The sequence below is a fragment of the Pseudomonas sp. NPDC088368 genome, assembly GCF_044753445.1.
Taxonomy (GTDB): Bacteria; Pseudomonadota; Gammaproteobacteria; order Pseudomonadales; family Pseudomonadaceae; genus Aquipseudomonas; species Aquipseudomonas bambusae.
This window is the reverse complement of sequence record NZ_JBIVNG010000014.1, coordinates 84,619-102,756: the sequence shown is the minus strand read 5'-3', so window position 1 is coordinate 102,756 and position 18,138 is coordinate 84,619. Positions and strand designations below refer to the sequence as shown.

Below are 18,138 nucleotides of genomic sequence, written 5' to 3'. Positions count from 1 at the left end.
TCCGGGTGCGCCATCACGAGGCGTGGCAATGGAAATAGCGTGGCGGACAAACTTACAGGCATATGCCTTGAACGAGCAAGACGAATGCATAAGATGTCTGACGAGGAAGGTCTAGCCGAGTTGCATCAACTGCTGCGCATACGCCTGAAGCACTTCGCGCTGCATCACGAAACTGGCGTACTTGCCTTCACGCACAGTAGAAATCAGCCCCGCGCGCTCAAGTTCTTTTGTGTGATGGGACACGGTCGCCGCGCTGACGGGATGGACCTTGAGCAGCTCGGCGCAAGGCACGGCCTCTGTGGAGGCACTGATCTGAAGCAGAATCTGATAACGCCGACGGTCGGCGAGCGCCCTGGAAATCAGTGCGACTTGTTGATCGGTCAATGACAATTGATGTGCCGTGCTCATGAAGATCGTTACACCCCAGTTGAAACCTCCTTGTCGAGACTTCTTATTGTGAGAGTCGTCGCCCCGGACATGACCGACTCCCGTTGAAAAACAAGTGTCAGTTGAGACGCCAAACAGCATATCAAGGTTCAGTCTCCACAGAATAAGCGCGTTGCGCACACCCGCGAAGTATTTTCTGGCATTCTGCGCGCCCTTTTCTTACAGGTCATGCAGCCAACTCATTCCGATTTTTTGTACACAATTTTCGTAATAATTGTTTTTAGATATGTGGACATGTTGTAGAGTCAAAAAACCTGACCTGATAGACAGATTTTGTGTACAGGTTCGGACTGCGTCACCTGCAAAGCCCACGACCGAATAAAAACAATTGGCAGGCTAACCATGACCACACCTCAAAGCAGTTCCCCTTCGCGCCCCACCGCCAGAAAAACCGACCTGATTTACGGGCTCAACGACCGCCCGCACTTCACGGCCGCGATCTTCGCCGCACTGCAACACGTGCTCGCCAGCTTCGTCGGCATCATCACCCCGACCCTGATCGTCGGCGGCGTGCTGGGTCTGGACAGTGAAGTGCCCTACCTGATCAGCATGGCGTTGTTTGTGTCCGGCCTCGGCACGTTCGTGCAGGCCAAACGCTTCGGCCCCATCGGCTCGGGCTTGTTGTGTTTGCAAGGCACCAGTTTCTCCTTTCTCAGCGTGATCCTCAGTGCCGGTTTTCTGGTGAAAAGTCGCGGAGGTGGCACCGACGAAATCCTCTCGACCATCTTCGGCGTGTGTTTCTGCGCCGCGTTCGTCGAGGTGGTGCTGAGCCAGTTCATCGGTAAATTGCGCAAGCTGATCACTCCGGTGGTGACCGGCACGATCATCACACTGATGGGCCTGTCATTGCTCAAAGTGGCAATGACCGACATGGCCGGAGGCTTCGGCGCCACGGACCTTGGCTCGGCCGCCAACCTCGGACTGGCTGCACTGGTGCTGGTCACTATTGTGGTCCTCAACCGTTTCAATATTCCGCTGCTGCGCCTGAGCGCGATCATCATCGGGCTGACACTGGGCTTTCTGGTGGCGTGGTACATGGGCCGGATTGATTTCGCGCACATGCCGCAGGTGCCGGTGATGAGCATTCCGGTGCCGTTCAAGTACGGCTTTTCCTTCGACCTGCTGGCGTTCATCCCGATTGCGGTGATCTTTCTGGTCTCCCCGTTGGAAGCGGCGGGCGACCTGACGGCCAACTCGATGATTTCCCAGCAACCAGTGAGCGGCCCGGTGTACATCCGCCGGATCAAATCGGGTCTTCTGGCCGACGGCCTCAACTCGGCCATGGCCGCGACATTCAACAGCCTGCCGATGGTGACGTTCGCCCAGAACAACGGCGTGATCCAGCTGACCGGCGTGGCCAGCCGTTACGTGGCGTTTTTCATCGCCGGGATTCTGGTGCTGCTGGGCCTGTTCCCGATCATCGGCGCGGTGCTGCAATTGATGCCAAAGCCGGTGCTCGGTGGCGCGACGCTGATCATGTTCGGCACCGTGGCGGTGGCCGGGATCAAGATTCTGTCCGAAGCCGGGCTGCATCGGCGCAACATGCTGATTGTGGCGATTTCACTGGGCATGGGCCTGGGTGTGGCCGCGGTGCCTGAAGTCCTGCGCGAGCTGCCGAAGACGCTGCACAACATCTTCGAATCTCCGATCACGGTGGGTGCCTTTTGCGCGATCCTGCTCAACATCTTTCTGCCGGAAGAACATAGGGAAGACGAGGTCACCGAGTTCGACCCGGAAGCCTCGACGGTGAAGGTGTTGCAAGACCCGACAAAAGCCCCGGCAACAGAACCTCTCTCGCCACACGCGGTCGCACAGTTGGAACGCTAGGCTTAACTGAGCGGGAGCCCTCTCCCGCTCACCTCGCCACTGGAGCCCCCAATGCCGCTACGCCCAATCCGTTCGCTGTTCGCCTGCCTGCTGATTCTGGCCTTGAGCGCCTGCGCGCTGTTTCCCAATCGCGACCCGCTGAACATCAATGTGGTAGGCATCGAACCGCTGCCGGGTCAGGACCTGGAAATACGCTTCGCCGTCAAACTGCGCCTGCAAAACCCCAACGACGTCGACATTCCCTATGACGGCGTGGCGCTGAACCTCGACGTCAACGGCAAGCTGCTGGCGTCCGGCGTCAGTGACCAAAAAGGCACGATCACGCGGTTTTCCGAAGGCGTGCTGACCGTACCGGTGACCGTATCGGCCTTCGCCGCGCTGCGCCAGGCGGTGGGCCTGACCGAACAACAGCGTCTGGACAATCTGCCGTATGAACTGCACGGTAAACTGGCAGGCGGCCTGTTCGGGACCATGCGCTTCTACGACAGCGGCACGCTGAGCCTGCCGCAACCCGCGAGCGGGAGCTGGTAAGCGCTCCTCAATTGAGCGCTGACCCAAGGCTTCAGCGTGGCAGCAATCCAATCGACCGATAGTCATCGACGATGGCGTCATACAGTGAAATGTCCGCCCGCCCCCGGGCGGTCAATTGCGCGCCGGAAATGCCAGAGAAAATCGAAAAGGCTCGCCGTTCAGCACTGGCCTCATCCACAAGACCGGCCAACACCAGCATCTTGCTCAGCCACGCCACGTTGACGTCTGCGAATACCTGCACCTCGGTCTGCACATTCGGCGGCAGGTCGTCGTATTCGGACGCCATGAAGCTGCACATGCACATGCGGTTCCCCGTTTCCAGCGCCACGCGGAAGGTGCCGGGGTAGCGACGAAGACACTCGACAGGATCTTCAAGCTCCGCGTACATCGCGTCCAGCGCGGCGCCCGCGTCTTCCCAATAACGCCTGGCAACCGCCACACCGAGGTCCGCCTTGCTTGGAAAGTGGTGATACAGGCTCGCGGCCTTGATCCCCACTTCGGTCGCCAGGTCACGGAAATTCAGGCCGTTATAGCCGTGCGCCTGCCCGGCGAGCCTGGCCGCCGCCAAAATTGCCTCACGAGAATTGATGCTCATAGCCGTCTCCACTGATCAGCCGCCACGTTAACAAAAAAGCCTACCAACTGCTAGGTATAGGCTTGACAGCCTAATGAAATGACGCCTAACATCAACCCTACCAAGTGATCGGTAGGAATATTTGCCCGATTGCTTTCACGTTGAACCACATGGGAAAGATGATTGTGAAATCCGACATTACGTACTTTGATGCAACCAAACTGGCGAGCCTGATCCGCAATCGCGAACTGTCTTCTGTCGAGGTCGTGAAAGCGCACCTTGATCGCATTGAAGCGGTAAACCCGAAAATCAACGCCATCGTGACCCTCAACGCTGAAGGCGCACTGGCCGCAGCGGATCAGGCGGACAAAGCGATCGCCCGTGGCGACAAAACCGGCCCTCTTCATGGCGTTCCCTTCACCGTTAAAGACGCGCTCGACACCGCTGGCATCCTGACCCAGCGCGGCTCGCGCTTCTTCGCCGGTAACGTGCCGACACAGGACGCTTCCACCGTTGCGCGTCTGAAAAGCGCCGGCGGCATCATCCTCGCGAAAACCAACCTCCCGGAATTCTCCACCTGGACCGAATCCGACAACCTGCTCACCGGTCGCACTAACAACCCATGGAATCTGGACCGCACGCCGGGCGGCTCGTCGGGTGGTGAGTCTGCTGCCATTGCCGCAGGCATGTCGCCGCTGGGTATCGGCAGTGACGTGGCCATCTCCGTACGTGGTCCAGCTGCCTTCACCGGTATCGCTGCACTGAAAGCCACCCACGGACGTATCCCTTACAGCGGTCACTTCCCAACCGTGACTTCGCAATGGTGGCACGTTGGCCCAATGGCCCGAACCGTACGCGACGTAGCCCTCGCCTACTCGCTGCTCAAAGGCCCTGATGGCGCTGACGGTTATGCCGTGCACGCGAAAACCGCGATCGCCGATACGGCGCGCATCTCCGGGCAAACCATTCGTGTGGGTTGGGTATCGGACGCGGCGTTCGGCCCGGTCGATCCTGAAATCACTGCAGCTGTAAAAGCGGCCGCCACGCAACTTGCCGCACTGGGCTGTGACGTCGAAGAAGTGACCCTGCCTTTCGTGGGTGATCCGCTGTCCCCGCTGATGATGATGGTTTACGCAGAACTCGGCCCTGAAATTCGCAAACTGGCCAAGGGTCGCGAACACGATCTGCATGCTGTAGGCCAAGGCATCTATGACTCGCAAGATCCGTCGTTCACCGATTTCAATGCCGCTCTGCGCAAGGCGGAAGCCCTTCGCTCCGCGTTCTCGGCCTGGTTCGATCAGTACGACGTGCTGCTGTGCCCAGTGACTCCGATGACCGCCACTCCGCACGGCGCGCAAGAGCTGGTCGTCAACGGTCAGACCGTGTCGTGGTTGCACGTGATGAGTGCAACATCGGCGTTCAACCTGACCGGCCTGCCCGCGCTGTCGGTGCCGTTCGCCTTGAGTTCCGAGCGCCTGCCGATCAGCGTCCAACTGGTCTCTCGCTGGTTGAACGAAGACGTGATCCTGCAACTGGGTGCGTTGCTCGAACGTCGTGGTGGTCTGGGGGATACCTGGCCGAGCCTGTGACTCAGGCGCTGCGCGTATAACGCGCAGGTGAACGTCATCCTTCAGCAATCACGTTGAAGCCCACCGCCTGGGACGCACTCGATGCTCCCAGGCAATTTTCATTTCACGCCTGACAGGCACCTTGAACACACGCCTTATATTTAATGTGTAATATCATGCCTGTCACTGATGACTCACCCCTCCATTCGCGTTCGAAAACTGAACCTTGTCCACTGCTCAGGAGACCAGAATGTCAGACCTCGGTAACCCCTCTCCATCGCTCGTCCGCCCGGCCAGGGCGTTCGCATTTCCTTTGCTGGCCACGGTGCTGTTCGCTTACTTTTTTGCGGCCAGCACCCCTTCACCGCTGTTCGTCGTGTTCCAGCATCAGTGGGGGTTTTCGTCCGGCCTGTTGACCGTGGCGTTTTCCACCTACGCCATCACCCTGCTGGTCGCCCTGCTCAGCGCGGGCTCGCTCTCCGATCACGTTGGCCGCAAGCCGGTAATCGTCGGCGCGCTACTGCTGCAGACCTTGGCGATGGTGCTGTTCGCCTACGCCGGTGACATCCAGCAATTGATCTTCGCCCGCTGTCTTCAGGGCCTGGCGACGGGGATTGCCAGCGGCGCGTTGTCCGCCGCCGTGGTCGAAGCCGCACCCGCCCATCAGAAAAAGGCCGGCGCCTTGTTCAGCAGCATCGCGCCTCTGGCCGGGTTGGCGACGGGCTCATTGATCACCGGGCTGTCGATGTACTGGATTGGCCATCCAGAGGTGACCGTGTTCGTCGCATTGGCGGTGGTGTTTCCGCTGGCCGCAGTGGGCGTTGCCCGCGTGCCGGAAACCTCAAGTCGGCGGGCGGGCGCCCTGGCGTCGTTGATGCCTCGCGTGTCGGTGACGCCTCGCGCCCGGAGTGCTTACGTTCGAAGCGTGCCATTGTTGCTCGCGATCTGGGCACTATGCGGACTGTACATGTCACTGGCGCCGTCGATCCTGCACGGCGTGTTCGACGTCAACAGCGTCGGGCTCAACGGCCTGACCGTCGCCGCGCTCTGCGGACCCGCTGCGGTGGCCGCAGCGATCATGGGCCGCTTCATGCCCGCCTCACTGTGCGCAGCCTTGGGGGCGACCGGGATTGCGGTGGGCCTGGTGATTCTGATTGGCTCGCTCTCAGGCGGCGGAGTGTTGTTGTTCTTCATTGGCACGCTGGTGGCGGGTATCGGCTCGGGGGCCTCATTCTCGGCCGTGCTGCAGACCCTGGCGCCCTTGGCCGACGCTCATGAGCGCGCGGAGTTGTTCGCCGCTATCTTCGTCGCCTGCTACCTGTCACTGAGCGTGCCACCCATCATCGCTGGCTTTGCTGTGGGGCACTTCGGGCTGTTTAACACGAGCCTGGTTTACCTCATGGCGTCAGTGGTCGTGACGGCGGTAACCAGTGTGGTTCATTGGCGGCACCATCATCAGGGCTGAGTGCGGGCACAAAACTCAACTCGCATCTTGCTGATTCCTGGGGTTTTTCACGCAAGTATTTTTTAAATTGTGGTCACCATCTAAACACTTTGATAGCTTCACCCTCGCAATGCCATGACAACCATCATCTGACCTGAAAAGCATCAGTCGCGAGGAAGAGCAATGTCCAAGAAAATACTCATAACCGGCGCCAGCACCGGTTTCGGTCGCCACACGGCCGAGACCCTGGCCAAACAGGGGCACCAAGTCTTCGCTTCGATGCGTGACGTGTCGGGCCGCAACCGCGCCCATGCCGAGGCCTTGAAAGCCATGGGGATTACAGCCCTGGAAATCGACGTCACCGATGACGCTTCCGTGCAACGCGGCGTCGCCTTGGCCGTCGCGACCGCAGGCGGGCTGGACGTGGTGATCAACAACGCCGGAATCGGGGCGGCGGGGGTTTCCGAAGCGTTCGGCGTTGAACAAGTGCAGCGGATTTTCGACGTTAACGTGTTCGGCATTCAACGCACGCTGCGTGCGGTACTGCCCACGTTTCGCGCTCAGGGAGACGGCCTGATCATCAACATCGGTTCGATTCTGGGCCGTGTCACCTTTCCGTTCTTCGGCCATTACGGCGCGTCGAAGTTCGCGGTCGAAGCGCTGACTGACAGTTACCGGTACGAGCTGTCGCAGCTGGGGATCGACGTCGTGCTGATCCAACCGAGCAACTACCCGACCGAGATTTTCGGCAGCGCTCAACCGCCTCGCGACAGCGATCGGGCGGCGGGTTACGGAGAACTCGGCGGCATCCCGGAAAAAATGGTGGGCACCCTGATGGAGCTGTTCGCCAGCGACAATGCGCCGAATCCGCAGGACGTGGCGCAGACCATCGCGACCGTCATCGCCCAGCCTGCTGGCCAGCGCGCACCCCGCACGGTGGTGGGTGAAGCCTTCGGGGCCGACGCGCTCAACGCTCAGGCGGCGGGAGTACAAGCGCAACTGATCGAAGGCCTCGGGCTGGGCTTTTTGTCAGACCTGCGCACGGCCTGACTTGCGACAACAACGCAGTCGTGAGCCGCGCTTCGACTGCGTTTCCCTGCACACTCTCCTCAACGATCACGATCAGCGACGAGCCTTGTACTGACGCGGGTCCACCCCCCATTTACGTAACCGCGAGGCCAGCGTGGTCGGCCTCAGCCCGAGTAATTGTGCAGCCCCTCCCTCTCCTGAAATCTTGCCGCCCGCGCGTTCGAGCATGGCCAGCGTGTTGGCCTTGAGCTGCTGTTGCACCTGCTCGTCGGTCATCGGTTCGGCGGCGGTTGTCGGTTCGATCCGAGTAGACATCTGAGTCCGCCTCTCTGTCGGCAACACATCATCGAAATCCAGCCGGCCGTCCCGGGAGACGATCATCTGGCGCTCGATGACATTCTCCAGTTCGCGAATGTTGCCCGGCCAGAGATAGCGCTTGAGGCGTTCGACCTGCGCCAGCGGCAAACGCACGCCCTGCTTGTTGATCGCCAGGGCAGCGCGGCGCAGAAAGTGACTGGCCAATGCGGGAATGTCGTCAATGCGCTCGCGCAGCGGCACTGAACGCACGGGAAACACGTTCAACCGAAAATACAGATCCTCGCGAAACCCGCCCTCGGCCACCATGCCCCGCAGGTCACGATTGGTCGCGGCGATCACCCGCACGTCCACGGCGCGGGTGACGTTATCCCCCACGCGCTCGAACTGCCGGTCCTGCAACACGCGCAGCAGTTTGCTTTGCAGCTCCAGCGGAATTTCGCCCACCTCGTCCAGAAACAGCGTGCCGCCGTCGGCCAGTTCGAACCGCCCTATCCGCGCACTGACGGCGCCCGTGAACGCGCCTTTGACGTGGCCGAAGAATTCACTTTCGAACAGGTCACGGGGAATTGCCGCGCAGTTGACCCGAATCAGCGGACGTTCGCTGCGTTGGCTGCTGGCGTGAATGGCCCGGGCGATCAGCTCCTTTCCGGTGCCCGATTCTCCCGTGATCAACACGTTGGCACTGGTAGGGGCTACCAGTTCGATCTGCTGGATCAGGTGCAGCACGGCCGGGCTTTCACCGACGATTTCGTGATGATTGCGCTCGGCCTTGATCTCTTCTTGCAGGTACTGGTTTTCCACCTCAAGGCGCTGTTTGAGCTGTTCCACTTCGTTCAAAGCTTCGCGCAGCCGTTGCTCCGCTTGTTGCCGCTCGCGAATGTCGCGGAACAGCACCACCGCGCCGACCAGCCGACCCATTTCAAAGATCGGTGTGCTGGTGTATTCGACGGCAATGGCTTCGCCGTTCTTGTGCCAGAACACTTCATCCTCGACCCGGTGCACCTGGCCGTCACTGAACGATGCATGAATCGGGCACTGGTCGGCGGGAAAACGGCTGCCGTCACTGTGGCTATGGTGAAACAGCTGATGGGCGTCGTGCCCCACCATGTCGCTGGCGTTCCAGCCCAGAATGCGCTCGGCAGCAGGGTTGATGAACGTTGTCTGGCCCTTGGCATCGAGACCGTAGATGCCCTCACCCACGGCCCCCAGAATCATCCGGTTCTGCCGCTCGATCCGCTCGAAAACTTGCGAAATGCGCTCCCAGCCCACATGCCCCAAACGATGCTGGCGACGGGCTTCCGAGCGGTTGCGGCGGGTCTCGAGTAAGTCGCGGGGCTGAACCGTGAACAGAATGCGCTGGCCATCCGGCAAGGCCGTGGCATTCACTTCCACGGTGTGGTGACGGCGGCTCAGGTCAAGCAGCATCAGATCATCCGACCACGCCTGGCCCTGGGTCAGCGTTTCGTCGCTGAAGCTGACCCAGAGCGGCAGCCCCTCTCCGAGAAAATGGCTGAAACGCGACGATGTATCGGTGTCCGGTCCCCAACCCAGTAGCGCCAACGCGGCGGCATTCGCCTGCAGCAACGTGTCAGCGCGCGGGTCTACCAGCAGCATCGCCTGCGCCGCCGTGTCCATCGCTTCATTGTCAAACCCGGATATTGTCATATCGCTGCCCACGCTCACCGGTGCAAAACCAGCGCTGAAAATACGAAATTTCGTCAGTCATTTCACGATATTTCGCGAATGACGAAATATCGTTAACGATTGCTTTACAAGGCCGCCAGATAATTTCAATAAAAATCAACCAGTTATACACATAAGTACGCCTTGGCACGCTGCTCGCTATAGAGAAAACAGCGGTATTCACCCCATCCCTGTTTTGACTAAAGCGAGTTGAATGATGAACAAGACTGAAATGCACCACACCGTCATGGCCGCCAAAGCCCGTTTGAACCTGAGCTGGGACGCCCTGGCCGATGCCGCGGGCAAAGCTCCGGTCTGGATCGCGTCGGTGTGCTACGGCATGAACAGCGCGCCCGCCGACGTCGCAATGCGAATCTGCAAGGCACTGGAGCTGGGCGACGACGTGGCGAAAGCGCTGACCGACTTCCCCACCAAAGGCTGGGATCAGGCCATCCCGCAAGACCCGCTGATCTATCGCCTCTACGAACTGGTCGGCGTCTACGGCCCGACGCTGAAGGACGTGATCCAGGAAAAGTTCGGCGACGGCATCATGAGCGCCATCGACTTTTCCATGCACGTCGATCGCATCGAAGACCCCAAGGGTGACCGCGTGCTGGTCACGCTGAACGGCAAGTTCCTGCCCTATCGCTCCTGGTAACGCGGTCGTTGCGCCGCAGGTTCTCCATCGCCGTCCACGTCTGAAATGAGGTCACTTTCCATGTCCTATCTGCTCCCGTTCGAATTTGTCACAAAGATGGTTGACGCTGGCGAATCGAAGATTCACATGTCGATCCGGGACACCCTGATTCGCGCCTACATGGCAGGCGCAATTCTGGCCCTGGCGGCCGTGTTCGCCGTCACCATCGCCGTGCAGACCGGCTCCCCGCTGCTCGGCGCCGTGCTGTTTCCGGTGGGGTTTTCAATGCTGTACCTGATGGGCTTCGACCTGCTCACGGGCGTGTTCGTACTCACCCCTTTGGCGCTGCTGGACAAACGCCCCGGCGTGACGGTCCAGCGCGTGCTGCACAACTGGGGGCTGGTGTTCCTCGGGAACTTCGCGGGGGCGCTGACGGTGGCCTTCATGATGGCGTTCATCTTCACCTACGGCTTCAACGCAGGCCCCGGCGCCGTGGGCGAAAAGATCGCCAGCATCGGCGAAGCCCGCACCCTGGGCTACGCGCACTACGGCGTCGGCGGATGGATCACCATCTTCCTGCGCGGCATGCTGTGCAACTGGATGGTGTCGATGGGCGTGGTCGGGGCGATGATCTCGACGTCGGTCAGCGGCAAGGTGATCGCAATGTGGATGCCCATCATGCTGTTCTTCTTCATGGGTTTCGAGCATTCGGTGGTGAACATGTTCCTGTTCCCGTCGGCCATGATCATGGGGGGCGCGTTTTCGGTCATGGATTACATGGTCTGGAATGAAATCCCGACGGTTCTCGGCAATCTGGTGGGCGGCCTCGCGTTCACAGGGTTGACGCTGTACGGCACCCACATCCGCACGGCAGCGAAACGCGTCGCCTGCTGATCGAAAGCAGACGCAACGGACGTGACAGGAATAGCGGCCACCCGCTATTCCTGTGGCACGGCGACCACCCCGTCAAAGGTGAATCGCCCTCCCCAACGCCCGCAAACACGCCTCCTGTAACGCCTCGCCCTGGGTCGGGTGCGCATGCACCGTCCCCGCCACATCCTCCAGCCGCGCACCGGTTTCGATCAACAGCGCGAACGCCGCCGACAATTCCGAAATGCCCGCGCCCACGCCTTGCAGACCCAGCAGCAGGTGGTTGTCCGCCCGCGCCACGACGCGGATGAAGCCGTCTTCACGCTCGGTGGTCATGGCCCGACCATTGGCCTGAAACGGAAAACTGGCGTTGAGGATGTCGATCCCCTGCGCCACCGCTTCGCCCGGCAACAGGCCCACCGTGACGATTTCCGGGTCGGTGAAGCACACCGCCGGGATGCAGCGGCGGTCCCATTGTGTTTTGTGCCCAGCGGCGATTTCCGCGACCATTTCCCCTTGCGCCATGGCCCGGTGCGCCAGCATCGGTTCGCCGGTCACGTCACCGATGGCGTACACCCCGTTCATGGACGTGCGGCAGGTGTCGTCAATCTGGATGAACCGCCCGTTCATGCCCAGTGACAGTTTTTCCAGCCCCCAGCCGGCGGTGCGTGGCATGCGGCCCACGGTGACCAGAATCTTGTTGGCCTCCAGCGTCCGCTGGCCAGTGGGTGTGTCCACCAAAAGCCCGATGCCCTCCGCGAATCCCACCGCTCTGGATTCGGTCAAGACCTCAACGCCCAGTGCCGCCAGGCGCACTGACACCGGCGCGGTCAGTTCCTTGTCGTATTGCGGCAGAATGCGAGCAGTGGCCTCGACCACCGTCACCTTTGCCCCCAACTTGGCGTAGGCCGTGCCCAGTTCGAGACCGATGTAGCCACCGCCCACCACCACCAGCCGCTTGGGAATCTCTGCCAGCGACAGCGCTTCGGTGGACGAAATGACCGCTCCCCCGAACGGCAGCGTCGGCACTTCCACGGGCGTGGAACCGGTGGCGATGACGATCATCTGCGCGTTGATCGTGCGCGTGCCATCAGCGGATTCGACGCGCACGGTTTTGCCGTCGACGACCGTAGCGTGTCCCGTGATCGCGCGAACCTTGGCTTTCTTTAACAGACCCGCCACCCCGCCGTTGAGGCGCGAAACGATCTGGTCTTTCCAGGCCAGGGTTTTGGCGAAATCAATGGTCGGGGATGACGCCGAAATGCCCAGCGGCGCGTGATCGGCGAAGGTCTGCAGACGATGAAACTCGTCGGCGGCGTGGATCAGCGCCTTCGACGGAATGCAGCCGACGTTCAGGCAGGTGCCGCCCGGTTTGGCGGCTTCCACGATCACCGTGTCCACGCCCAGTTGCCCGGCGCGAATGGCGCATACGTAGCCGCCGGGGCCTGCGCCGATGACGAGCAATTTGCAGGAAATCTCATTCATGTCATTGCTCCACGAACATCAACGCAGGGGTTTCCAGTAGCGCCTTCAGACGCTGGATAAACACCGCCGCGTCCCAGCCGTCGATCACCCGGTGATCGAAACTGCACGAGATGTTCATCATCTTGCGCGGCACGAACGCCGCGCCGTCCCAATGGGGCCGCACGGCCATGCGGTTGATGCCGACGATGGTCACCTCCGGACGGTTGATGATCGGCGTGGTGGACAACGCGCCCAGCGGACCCAGCGAGCTGATGGTAATGGTCGAGCCGGACAGTTCTTCACGCGCTGCGGTGCCGGTCCGCGCCGCTTCTGCTACCCGCGCCACTTGATCCGCGGACTGCCAGAGGTTCAAGGTTTCGGCGTGCTGCACCACCGGGACCATGAGGCCGCCGGGGGTCTGTGTCGCAATGCCGATGTGCACCCCGGCGAACTGACGAATCACGTTGGCCTCGTCGTCGTAATGGGCGTTGAGGCCAGGCTGATCGCGCACGGCCAGGACCATCGCTTTCATCACGAACGGCAGCAGGGTCAGCTTGGTGCGCCCGCCTTGGCCGTTGAGTTTGCTGCGCAGGTCTTCCAGCGCTGTGACGTCGATTTCTTCGACGATGGTGATGTGGGCGATGGTGCGTTTGGCCAGTTGCATGCGCTCGGCGATCTTGCGCCGCAGGCCCATGACGCGGACCTCACTGACCGAGTTGTCCCGCGCCGGTTTGCCTGTTCCCTGAGCCACGCCACCGCCCGCGATCCACGCATCCAGATCGTCATGGGTGATGCGTCCGGCACCGCCCGACCCGCGCACCTGGCGCAGATCGATTCCCGCGTCGCGGGCACGGCCGCGCACCGACGGCGAGGCCAGCGGTTTCTCGCCTTCAGCCCGCAACGGCCCCGGCGTGACGGAGGCGGATGACGTTTCAAGTGTTGGGCTCACCGCCTGAGGTTTCACAGGCGATGCCGCCTGCGCGACAGCCTTCGTGGCCGGCTCGACAACGGACGGTTCAGCGGCCACAGGATTCGATTCACTCGACTGCGCCACCGGCGTTCCGGCGCGAGCATTGCCCTCACCCTCGACCTCAAGGCGAATCAATTCCGCGCCGACCGCGATCAGCGCGCCCAGTTCGCCACCGAGCCAGGTCACTTTGCCGCTCACCGGCGAAGGAATGTCCACCGTTGCCTTGTCAGTCATCACCGTGGCGAGGGTGTCGTCCTCCTTCACCCTGTCGCCTAGCGCAACTACCCACTCGACCAACTCCGCTTCGGCGATGCCCTCACCGATGTCGGGCATCCGAATCACATGCGTACCCATGCTCAAGCCTCCATCGTTGCGGTCAGTGCCTCGGCCACGCGGGCCGGGCCGGGGAAATAATTCCACTCATGCACATGGGGGTACGGCGTGTCCCAACCCGCCACGCGACGGATCGGCGCTTCCAGGTGATAGAAGCACTCGCCCTGCACCAGTGCCGCCAGTTCAGCGCCGAAACCGGAAGTCAGCGTGGCTTCGTGAACGATCACGCAGCGCCCGGTCTTGCGCACCGAGCGAGCGATGGTTTCCAGATCCAGCGGGATCAGCGTGCGCAGATCGATGACTTCCGCGTCCACCCCGGATTCCTCGGCAGCGGTCAGCGCGACATGCACCATCGTGCCGTAGGCCAGCACCGTGACGGCCTTGCCTTCGCGACGCACCGCCGCCTGACCCAGCGGCACGATGTAGCGACCGTCGGGCACTTCGCCCAGCTCATGGGATTTCCACGGCACCACCGGGCGATCGTGATGGCCGTCGAACGGGCCGTTATACAAGCGTTTCGGTTCCAGAAAGATGACCGGGTCCGGGTCTTCCAGCGAGGCGAGCAACAGGCCCTTGGCGTCGTAGGGATTGGACGGCACCACGGTCTTGATCCCGGCCACGTGGGTGAACAGCGATTCGGGGCTTTGGCTGTGGGTCTGGGCGCCGTAAATGCCGCCGCCCGTGGGCATGCGCACCACCAGCGGACAGGTGAACTCCCCCGCCGAGCGGTACCGCAGACGCGCCGCTTCGGAGACGATCTGGTCATACGCCGGGTACATGTAGTCGGCGAACTGAATCTCCACGCACGGCTTCATGCCGTACGCCGCCATGCCAATCGCCGCGCCCACGATCCCCAGTTCCGAGATCGGTGCATCGAAGCAGCGGGAGGCGCCGTATTTCTTCTGCAAGCCGGCGGTGCAGCGGAACACCCCGCCGAAATAGCCCACGTCCTGGCCGAACACCACCACGTGGGGGTCTTTTTCCATCGCGACATCCATGGCATCGCGAATCGCTTCAATCATCGTCAGTCGAGCCATGACTCAATACCCCGCTTCATGACGTTGACGCAGCAGATGCTCAGGCATCTCGGCGTACACGTCGTCGAACATTTCACTGGGGCTGGGTCGCTGCCCGCTGCGCAACGTGCCGATCGCCTCGGCTTCTTTCTGGGTGGCGATGACGTGGGCCATGATGCGTTCCTCGGCTTCGGCATGCCGTTCTTCGGACCAGACGCCGCGCACGATGAGGTGATTTTTCAGGCGTGTGACCGGATCGCCCAGCGGCCAGGCGCTGCTTTCATCGCTGGGGCGATACGCCGAAGGATCGTCTGAGGTGGAGTGGCCGCCCGCCCGATAAGTGACGTATTCAATGAGGGTCGGGCCGAGGTTGCGACGGGCGCGTTCGGTGGCCCATTTCGCGACGGCGTACACCGCCAAGTAATCGTTGCCATCGACCCGCAGCGCCGGAATGCCGAAACCATGACCGCGTTCGGCAAAGGTCACCGCGCCACCCCGGGCGATCCCCTGAAACGTAGAAATCGCCCATTGGTTATTGACGATGTTCAGCACCACCGGCGCCTTGTAGGTCGAGGCGAACACCAGCGCGGCGTGGAAATCGCTTTCGGACGTGGAGCCGTCGCCGATCCAGGCCGCTGCGATCTTGCGGTCGTTCATGATCGCCGAGCCCATGGCCCAGCCCACCGCCTGAATGTATTGCGTGGCGAGGTTGCCGGAGATCGAGAAAAAACCATGCTCTTTCGACGAGTAGAACACCGGCAACTGCCGACCGCGCAGCGTATCAGCGTCGTTGGAATAGACCTGGCACATCATTGACTTCATCGGGTAGCCACCGGCGATCAACAGACCGGCCTGGCGGTACGTCGGGAAGTTCATGTCGCCTTTTTCGAGGGCAATGCGGAAGGCGCAGGAAATCGCCTCTTCGCCGAGGTGCTGCATGTAGAACGAGGTTTTCTGTTGGCGCTGGGCCGAGAACATCCGGACGTCGTAGGCGCGCAGGGTCAGCATGTGCTCAAGCCCGGCGATCAGCGCCGCATCGTCCAGGCCAAGGTTGTCGGCCCAGGGTCCGACCGCCAGATGATCCTGATCCAGCACGCGGATGATGCCGAACGCGAGGTCGCGCATGTGCTCGGCGTTTTCATCGACAGCGGGACGGCGCATGGCGCCTGCTTCGGGGATCGACACGCGGGAGAAGTCCGGCCGGTCGCCAGGGCGCAGCTCAGGCGCGGGCACCGCCAGACTCAGTGGGGGATACTCAACCATTGGGGCTTCCTCGAATTATTTTTATTGTCGTGGCAGCACTCGCTCACCCTTGGGATGAGCAGGGGTATTGTCCGAACAACAAAAGCCTATCGATGAATCGCCAAAATGAGCTTCCAAATGTTTCGTCGTTTTGTTAATCAGGCAGGAGATTCCTTCAATACCTTCCTGCGTTGTGAATGGATATTTCGAAATGGCCGAAAACAACAAAAAGATCGACCGCATCGACCGTGAAATTCTTCGAGCCCTGCAAAGGGACGGTCGGCTGAGCAACACCCAACTGGCCCAAGAAATAGGCTTGACCCCCGGCCCCTGCTGGCAGCGAACCCGCCGTCTGGAAACCCTCGGCTACATCACGGGCTACACCGCGGTGCTCGATCAGTCGCTGCTCGGGGCGGCGGAAACCGTGATCATTGAAATCACCCTTGAGCGCCATGACGACTCGGTCCTTGAAGCGTTCGGCAAAGCCATGGCGGACATGCCCGAAGTGCTGGAGGTCTACCTCACCACCGGCAACTATGACTACCTGATCAAAGTGGCCGTGGACGGCACGGCGGGCTACGAAGCGTTCTTGCGCAAGAAGCTTTACAAGGTGCCCGGCATCACCCATTCACGTTCCAGCTTCACATTGCGTTGTCTTAAACGCTCGCTGTCGGTCGTGCCCGATCACTGACCGACACCCGTGCAAAAACGCAGACTCACAATGCAGAAAGGTGAGTTGAAAATAATAAAAATGCACTGCTAGCATCTCGGCAAGTCGCTCAGTCCCCCGCTCACAAGGTGAGGGACTGCCAGTAGCGTCACGCACGGAGAACAACAACAATGCGAGCCTTGCACCCGCGTTTCACCGCCTGCCCTTCTGCCGCCCTCGCCAGGGGTTTCCTCGTCAGCGAGTACCCTGCCTCGTGTAGCGATGCGCACGGGTGTGAGCGCTCCGGGCACCGACGCTCATGACGCGCGCCCTCGTCTGATCCCCCGCCTTTTCTTTCTCCGTGAACGGCCCGCTTACCCGTGAGCGTGTGGCCGACATATCGAGGTGCCTTGATGGAATTCGACACACTGCCCCTAGACGCTCAGGCCCCCGTTACCGCACAGGTGCGCAACCAGATTGGTCACCTGACGCTCAATCAGCCCGCGACGTTGAACGCCCTCACCCTGCCGATGATTCGCGCCCTGCATCAACACCTGCAGGCTTGGGCGGACGACCCCGAGGTGCTCGCCGTCGTGCTTCGCGCCGAGGGGGAAAAAGCCTTTTGCGCCGGGGGTGACATTCGCTCGCTGTACAACAGTTTCCAGGCGGGCGACAGCCTGCACCGCGTGTTCTTCGAAGAGGAATACGCCCTCGATCACTGCCTCCACGTTTACCCGAAACCCACCGTGGCCTTGATGGACGGGCTGGTGTTGGGCGGCGGCATGGGGTTGGTGCAGGGCACCACGTTCCGGGTCATCACGGGCAGGGCGAAAATGGCGATGCCGGAGGTGGGGATCGGCTATTTTCCGGACGTGGGCGGCAGTTATTTTTTGTCGCGCCTGCCCGGCCAATTGGGCGTTTACCTCGGCGTCACCGGGGTTCAGGCCAGAGCGGCCGACGCGCTCTACGCAGGGCTCGCCGACGTGTGCCTGCCCCGCGAATCCCTGGAGGCATTTGACCAGCGCCTCGACACGCTTCAATGGGAAAACAACCCGGGGGAAACCCTGCGCATGCTGGTGACCTCCATGACCGCCAAGCTGCTGCCTGGCGCGGAACTCAAGGCCATGCGCCGCGTGATCGATGACGTTTTCGCCCTGCCGGACATCGCGTCGATTCGCGATGCCTTGTCGCGGGAAGACCGTCCGGCGTATCGGGACTGGGCCGAAGAAACGATCAAGGTACTCGACAGCCGCTCGCCGCTGGCCATGGCTGTGACACTGGAGCTGATCCGCCGGGGCCGGAGCCTATCGTTGGCGCAGTGCTTCGCACTGGAACTGCACCTGGACCGTCAGTGGTTCGCGAAGGGCGACATCATGGAAGGCGTGCGCGCGCTAATCATCGACAAAGACAAAACCCCGCGATGGAACCCTCCGAACATTGAGGCATTACCGCACGCACAGGTGCTGTCGTTCTTCGACGGCCACCCTGTGCACACACTCGATACCCTGGCCACGGTCTGACCGTCGTCCCCTGACA

General features: G+C 61.4%; 16 protein-coding genes. 9 read left to right on the top strand and 7 right to left on the bottom strand.

What is annotated here, in order from left to right; all coding sequences use genetic code 11:
- Positions 1-111: 111 nt before the first annotated feature.
- Positions 112-408: a helix-turn-helix domain-containing protein gene (locus tag ACIQAL_RS27105; RefSeq protein ID WP_341958706.1), complete on the bottom strand. Its 297-nt coding sequence runs from the start codon at positions 406-408 to the stop codon at positions 112-114.
- A 381-nt stretch (positions 409-789) separates the two neighbouring features.
- On the opposite strand from ACIQAL_RS27105, the gene ACIQAL_RS27100 reads away from it, so the two are divergent.
- Positions 790-2,274: a nucleobase:cation symporter-2 family protein gene (locus tag ACIQAL_RS27100; RefSeq protein WP_401150811.1), complete on the top strand. Its 1,485-nt coding sequence runs from the start codon at positions 790-792 to the stop codon at positions 2,272-2,274.
- Positions 2,275-2,325: 51 nt separating this feature from the next.
- Positions 2,326-2,805, top strand: coding sequence for an LEA type 2 family protein (locus tag ACIQAL_RS27095; protein ID WP_166597294.1), 480 nt, complete (start codon positions 2,326-2,328; stop codon positions 2,803-2,805).
- Positions 2,806-2,836: 31 nt separating this feature from the next.
- On the opposite strand, the gene ACIQAL_RS27090 is transcribed toward ACIQAL_RS27095, so the two are convergent.
- Positions 2,837-3,400, bottom strand: a complete 564-nt coding sequence (locus ACIQAL_RS27090; protein WP_401150808.1) for a TetR/AcrR family transcriptional regulator — start codon at positions 3,398-3,400, stop codon at positions 2,837-2,839.
- Between the two features lie 149 nt (positions 3,401-3,549).
- On the opposite strand from ACIQAL_RS27090, the gene ACIQAL_RS27085 reads away from it, so the two are divergent.
- From ACIQAL_RS27085 to ACIQAL_RS27075, 3 genes are all read left to right on the top strand, one after another.
- Positions 3,550-4,968, top strand: a complete 1,419-nt coding sequence (locus tag ACIQAL_RS27085; protein ID WP_401150805.1) for an amidase — start codon at positions 3,550-3,552, stop codon at positions 4,966-4,968.
- A 229-nt stretch (positions 4,969-5,197) separates the two neighbouring features.
- Positions 5,198-6,412 carry an MFS transporter gene (locus tag ACIQAL_RS27080; RefSeq protein ID WP_401150802.1) on the top strand — a complete coding sequence of 405 codons (1,215 nt, stop codon included), beginning with the start codon at positions 5,198-5,200 and terminating at the stop codon, positions 6,410-6,412.
- Positions 6,413-6,574: 162 nt separating this feature from the next.
- Positions 6,575-7,441 carry an SDR family oxidoreductase gene (locus tag ACIQAL_RS27075; RefSeq protein WP_401150800.1) on the top strand — a complete coding sequence of 289 codons (867 nt, stop codon included), beginning with the start codon at positions 6,575-6,577 and terminating at the stop codon, positions 7,439-7,441.
- A gap of 72 nt (positions 7,442-7,513) precedes the next feature.
- Here the strand turns inward: ACIQAL_RS27075 and ACIQAL_RS27070 are convergent, their stop codons facing one another.
- Positions 7,514-9,403 (bottom strand): sigma-54 interaction domain-containing protein, encoded by a 1,890-nt coding sequence (locus tag ACIQAL_RS27070; RefSeq protein WP_401150798.1) that lies wholly within the window; start codon positions 9,401-9,403, stop codon positions 7,514-7,516.
- A 235-nt stretch (positions 9,404-9,638) separates the two neighbouring features.
- Between ACIQAL_RS27070 and cynS the strand changes: the two genes are divergently transcribed.
- Together cynS and ACIQAL_RS27060 are read left to right on the top strand one after the other, a co-directional pair.
- A complete protein-coding gene (gene cynS / locus ACIQAL_RS27065) occupies positions 9,639-10,079 on the top strand; it encodes a cyanase (RefSeq protein ID WP_401150796.1) in 441 nt (146 codons plus the stop codon).
- Positions 10,080-10,139: 60 nt separating this feature from the next.
- Positions 10,140-10,952: a formate/nitrite transporter family protein gene (locus ACIQAL_RS27060; RefSeq protein WP_401150794.1), complete on the top strand. Its 813-nt coding sequence runs from the start codon at positions 10,140-10,142 to the stop codon at positions 10,950-10,952.
- 72 nt (positions 10,953-11,024) lie between these two features.
- Here ACIQAL_RS27060 and lpdA read toward each other — a convergent pair whose 3' ends face one another.
- From lpdA to ACIQAL_RS27040, 4 genes are read right to left on the bottom strand one after another with little or no spacing between them, the layout of a single operon-like run.
- Positions 11,025-12,413, bottom strand: coding sequence for a dihydrolipoyl dehydrogenase (gene lpdA, locus ACIQAL_RS27055; protein ID WP_401150792.1), 1,389 nt, complete (start codon positions 12,411-12,413; stop codon positions 11,025-11,027).
- A 1-nt stretch (position 12,414) separates the two neighbouring features.
- A complete protein-coding gene (locus ACIQAL_RS27050; protein WP_401150789.1) occupies positions 12,415-13,716 on the bottom strand; it encodes a dihydrolipoamide acetyltransferase family protein in 1,302 nt (433 codons plus the stop codon).
- Positions 13,717-13,718: 2 nt separating this feature from the next.
- Positions 13,719-14,732, bottom strand: a complete 1,014-nt coding sequence (locus tag ACIQAL_RS27045) for an alpha-ketoacid dehydrogenase subunit beta (RefSeq protein ID WP_166598257.1) — start codon at positions 14,730-14,732, stop codon at positions 13,719-13,721.
- Positions 14,733-14,735: 3 nt separating this feature from the next.
- Entirely contained in the window at positions 14,736-15,974 is a 1,239-nt protein-coding gene (locus tag ACIQAL_RS27040; RefSeq protein ID WP_401150786.1) for a thiamine pyrophosphate-dependent enzyme, read from the bottom strand.
- Between the two features lie 190 nt (positions 15,975-16,164).
- Here ACIQAL_RS27040 and ACIQAL_RS27035 point away from each other — a divergent pair, with 190 nt between their 5' ends.
- Both ACIQAL_RS27035 and ACIQAL_RS27030 read left to right on the top strand, forming a co-directional pair.
- Positions 16,165-16,644 carry an Lrp/AsnC family transcriptional regulator gene (locus tag ACIQAL_RS27035; protein WP_166598255.1) on the top strand — a complete coding sequence of 160 codons (480 nt, stop codon included), beginning with the start codon at positions 16,165-16,167 and terminating at the stop codon, positions 16,642-16,644.
- A 371-nt stretch (positions 16,645-17,015) separates the two neighbouring features.
- A complete protein-coding gene (locus ACIQAL_RS27030) occupies positions 17,016-18,122 on the top strand; it encodes an enoyl-CoA hydratase/isomerase family protein (RefSeq protein ID WP_401150784.1) in 1,107 nt (368 codons plus the stop codon).
- Positions 18,123-18,138 lie beyond the last annotated feature (16 nt).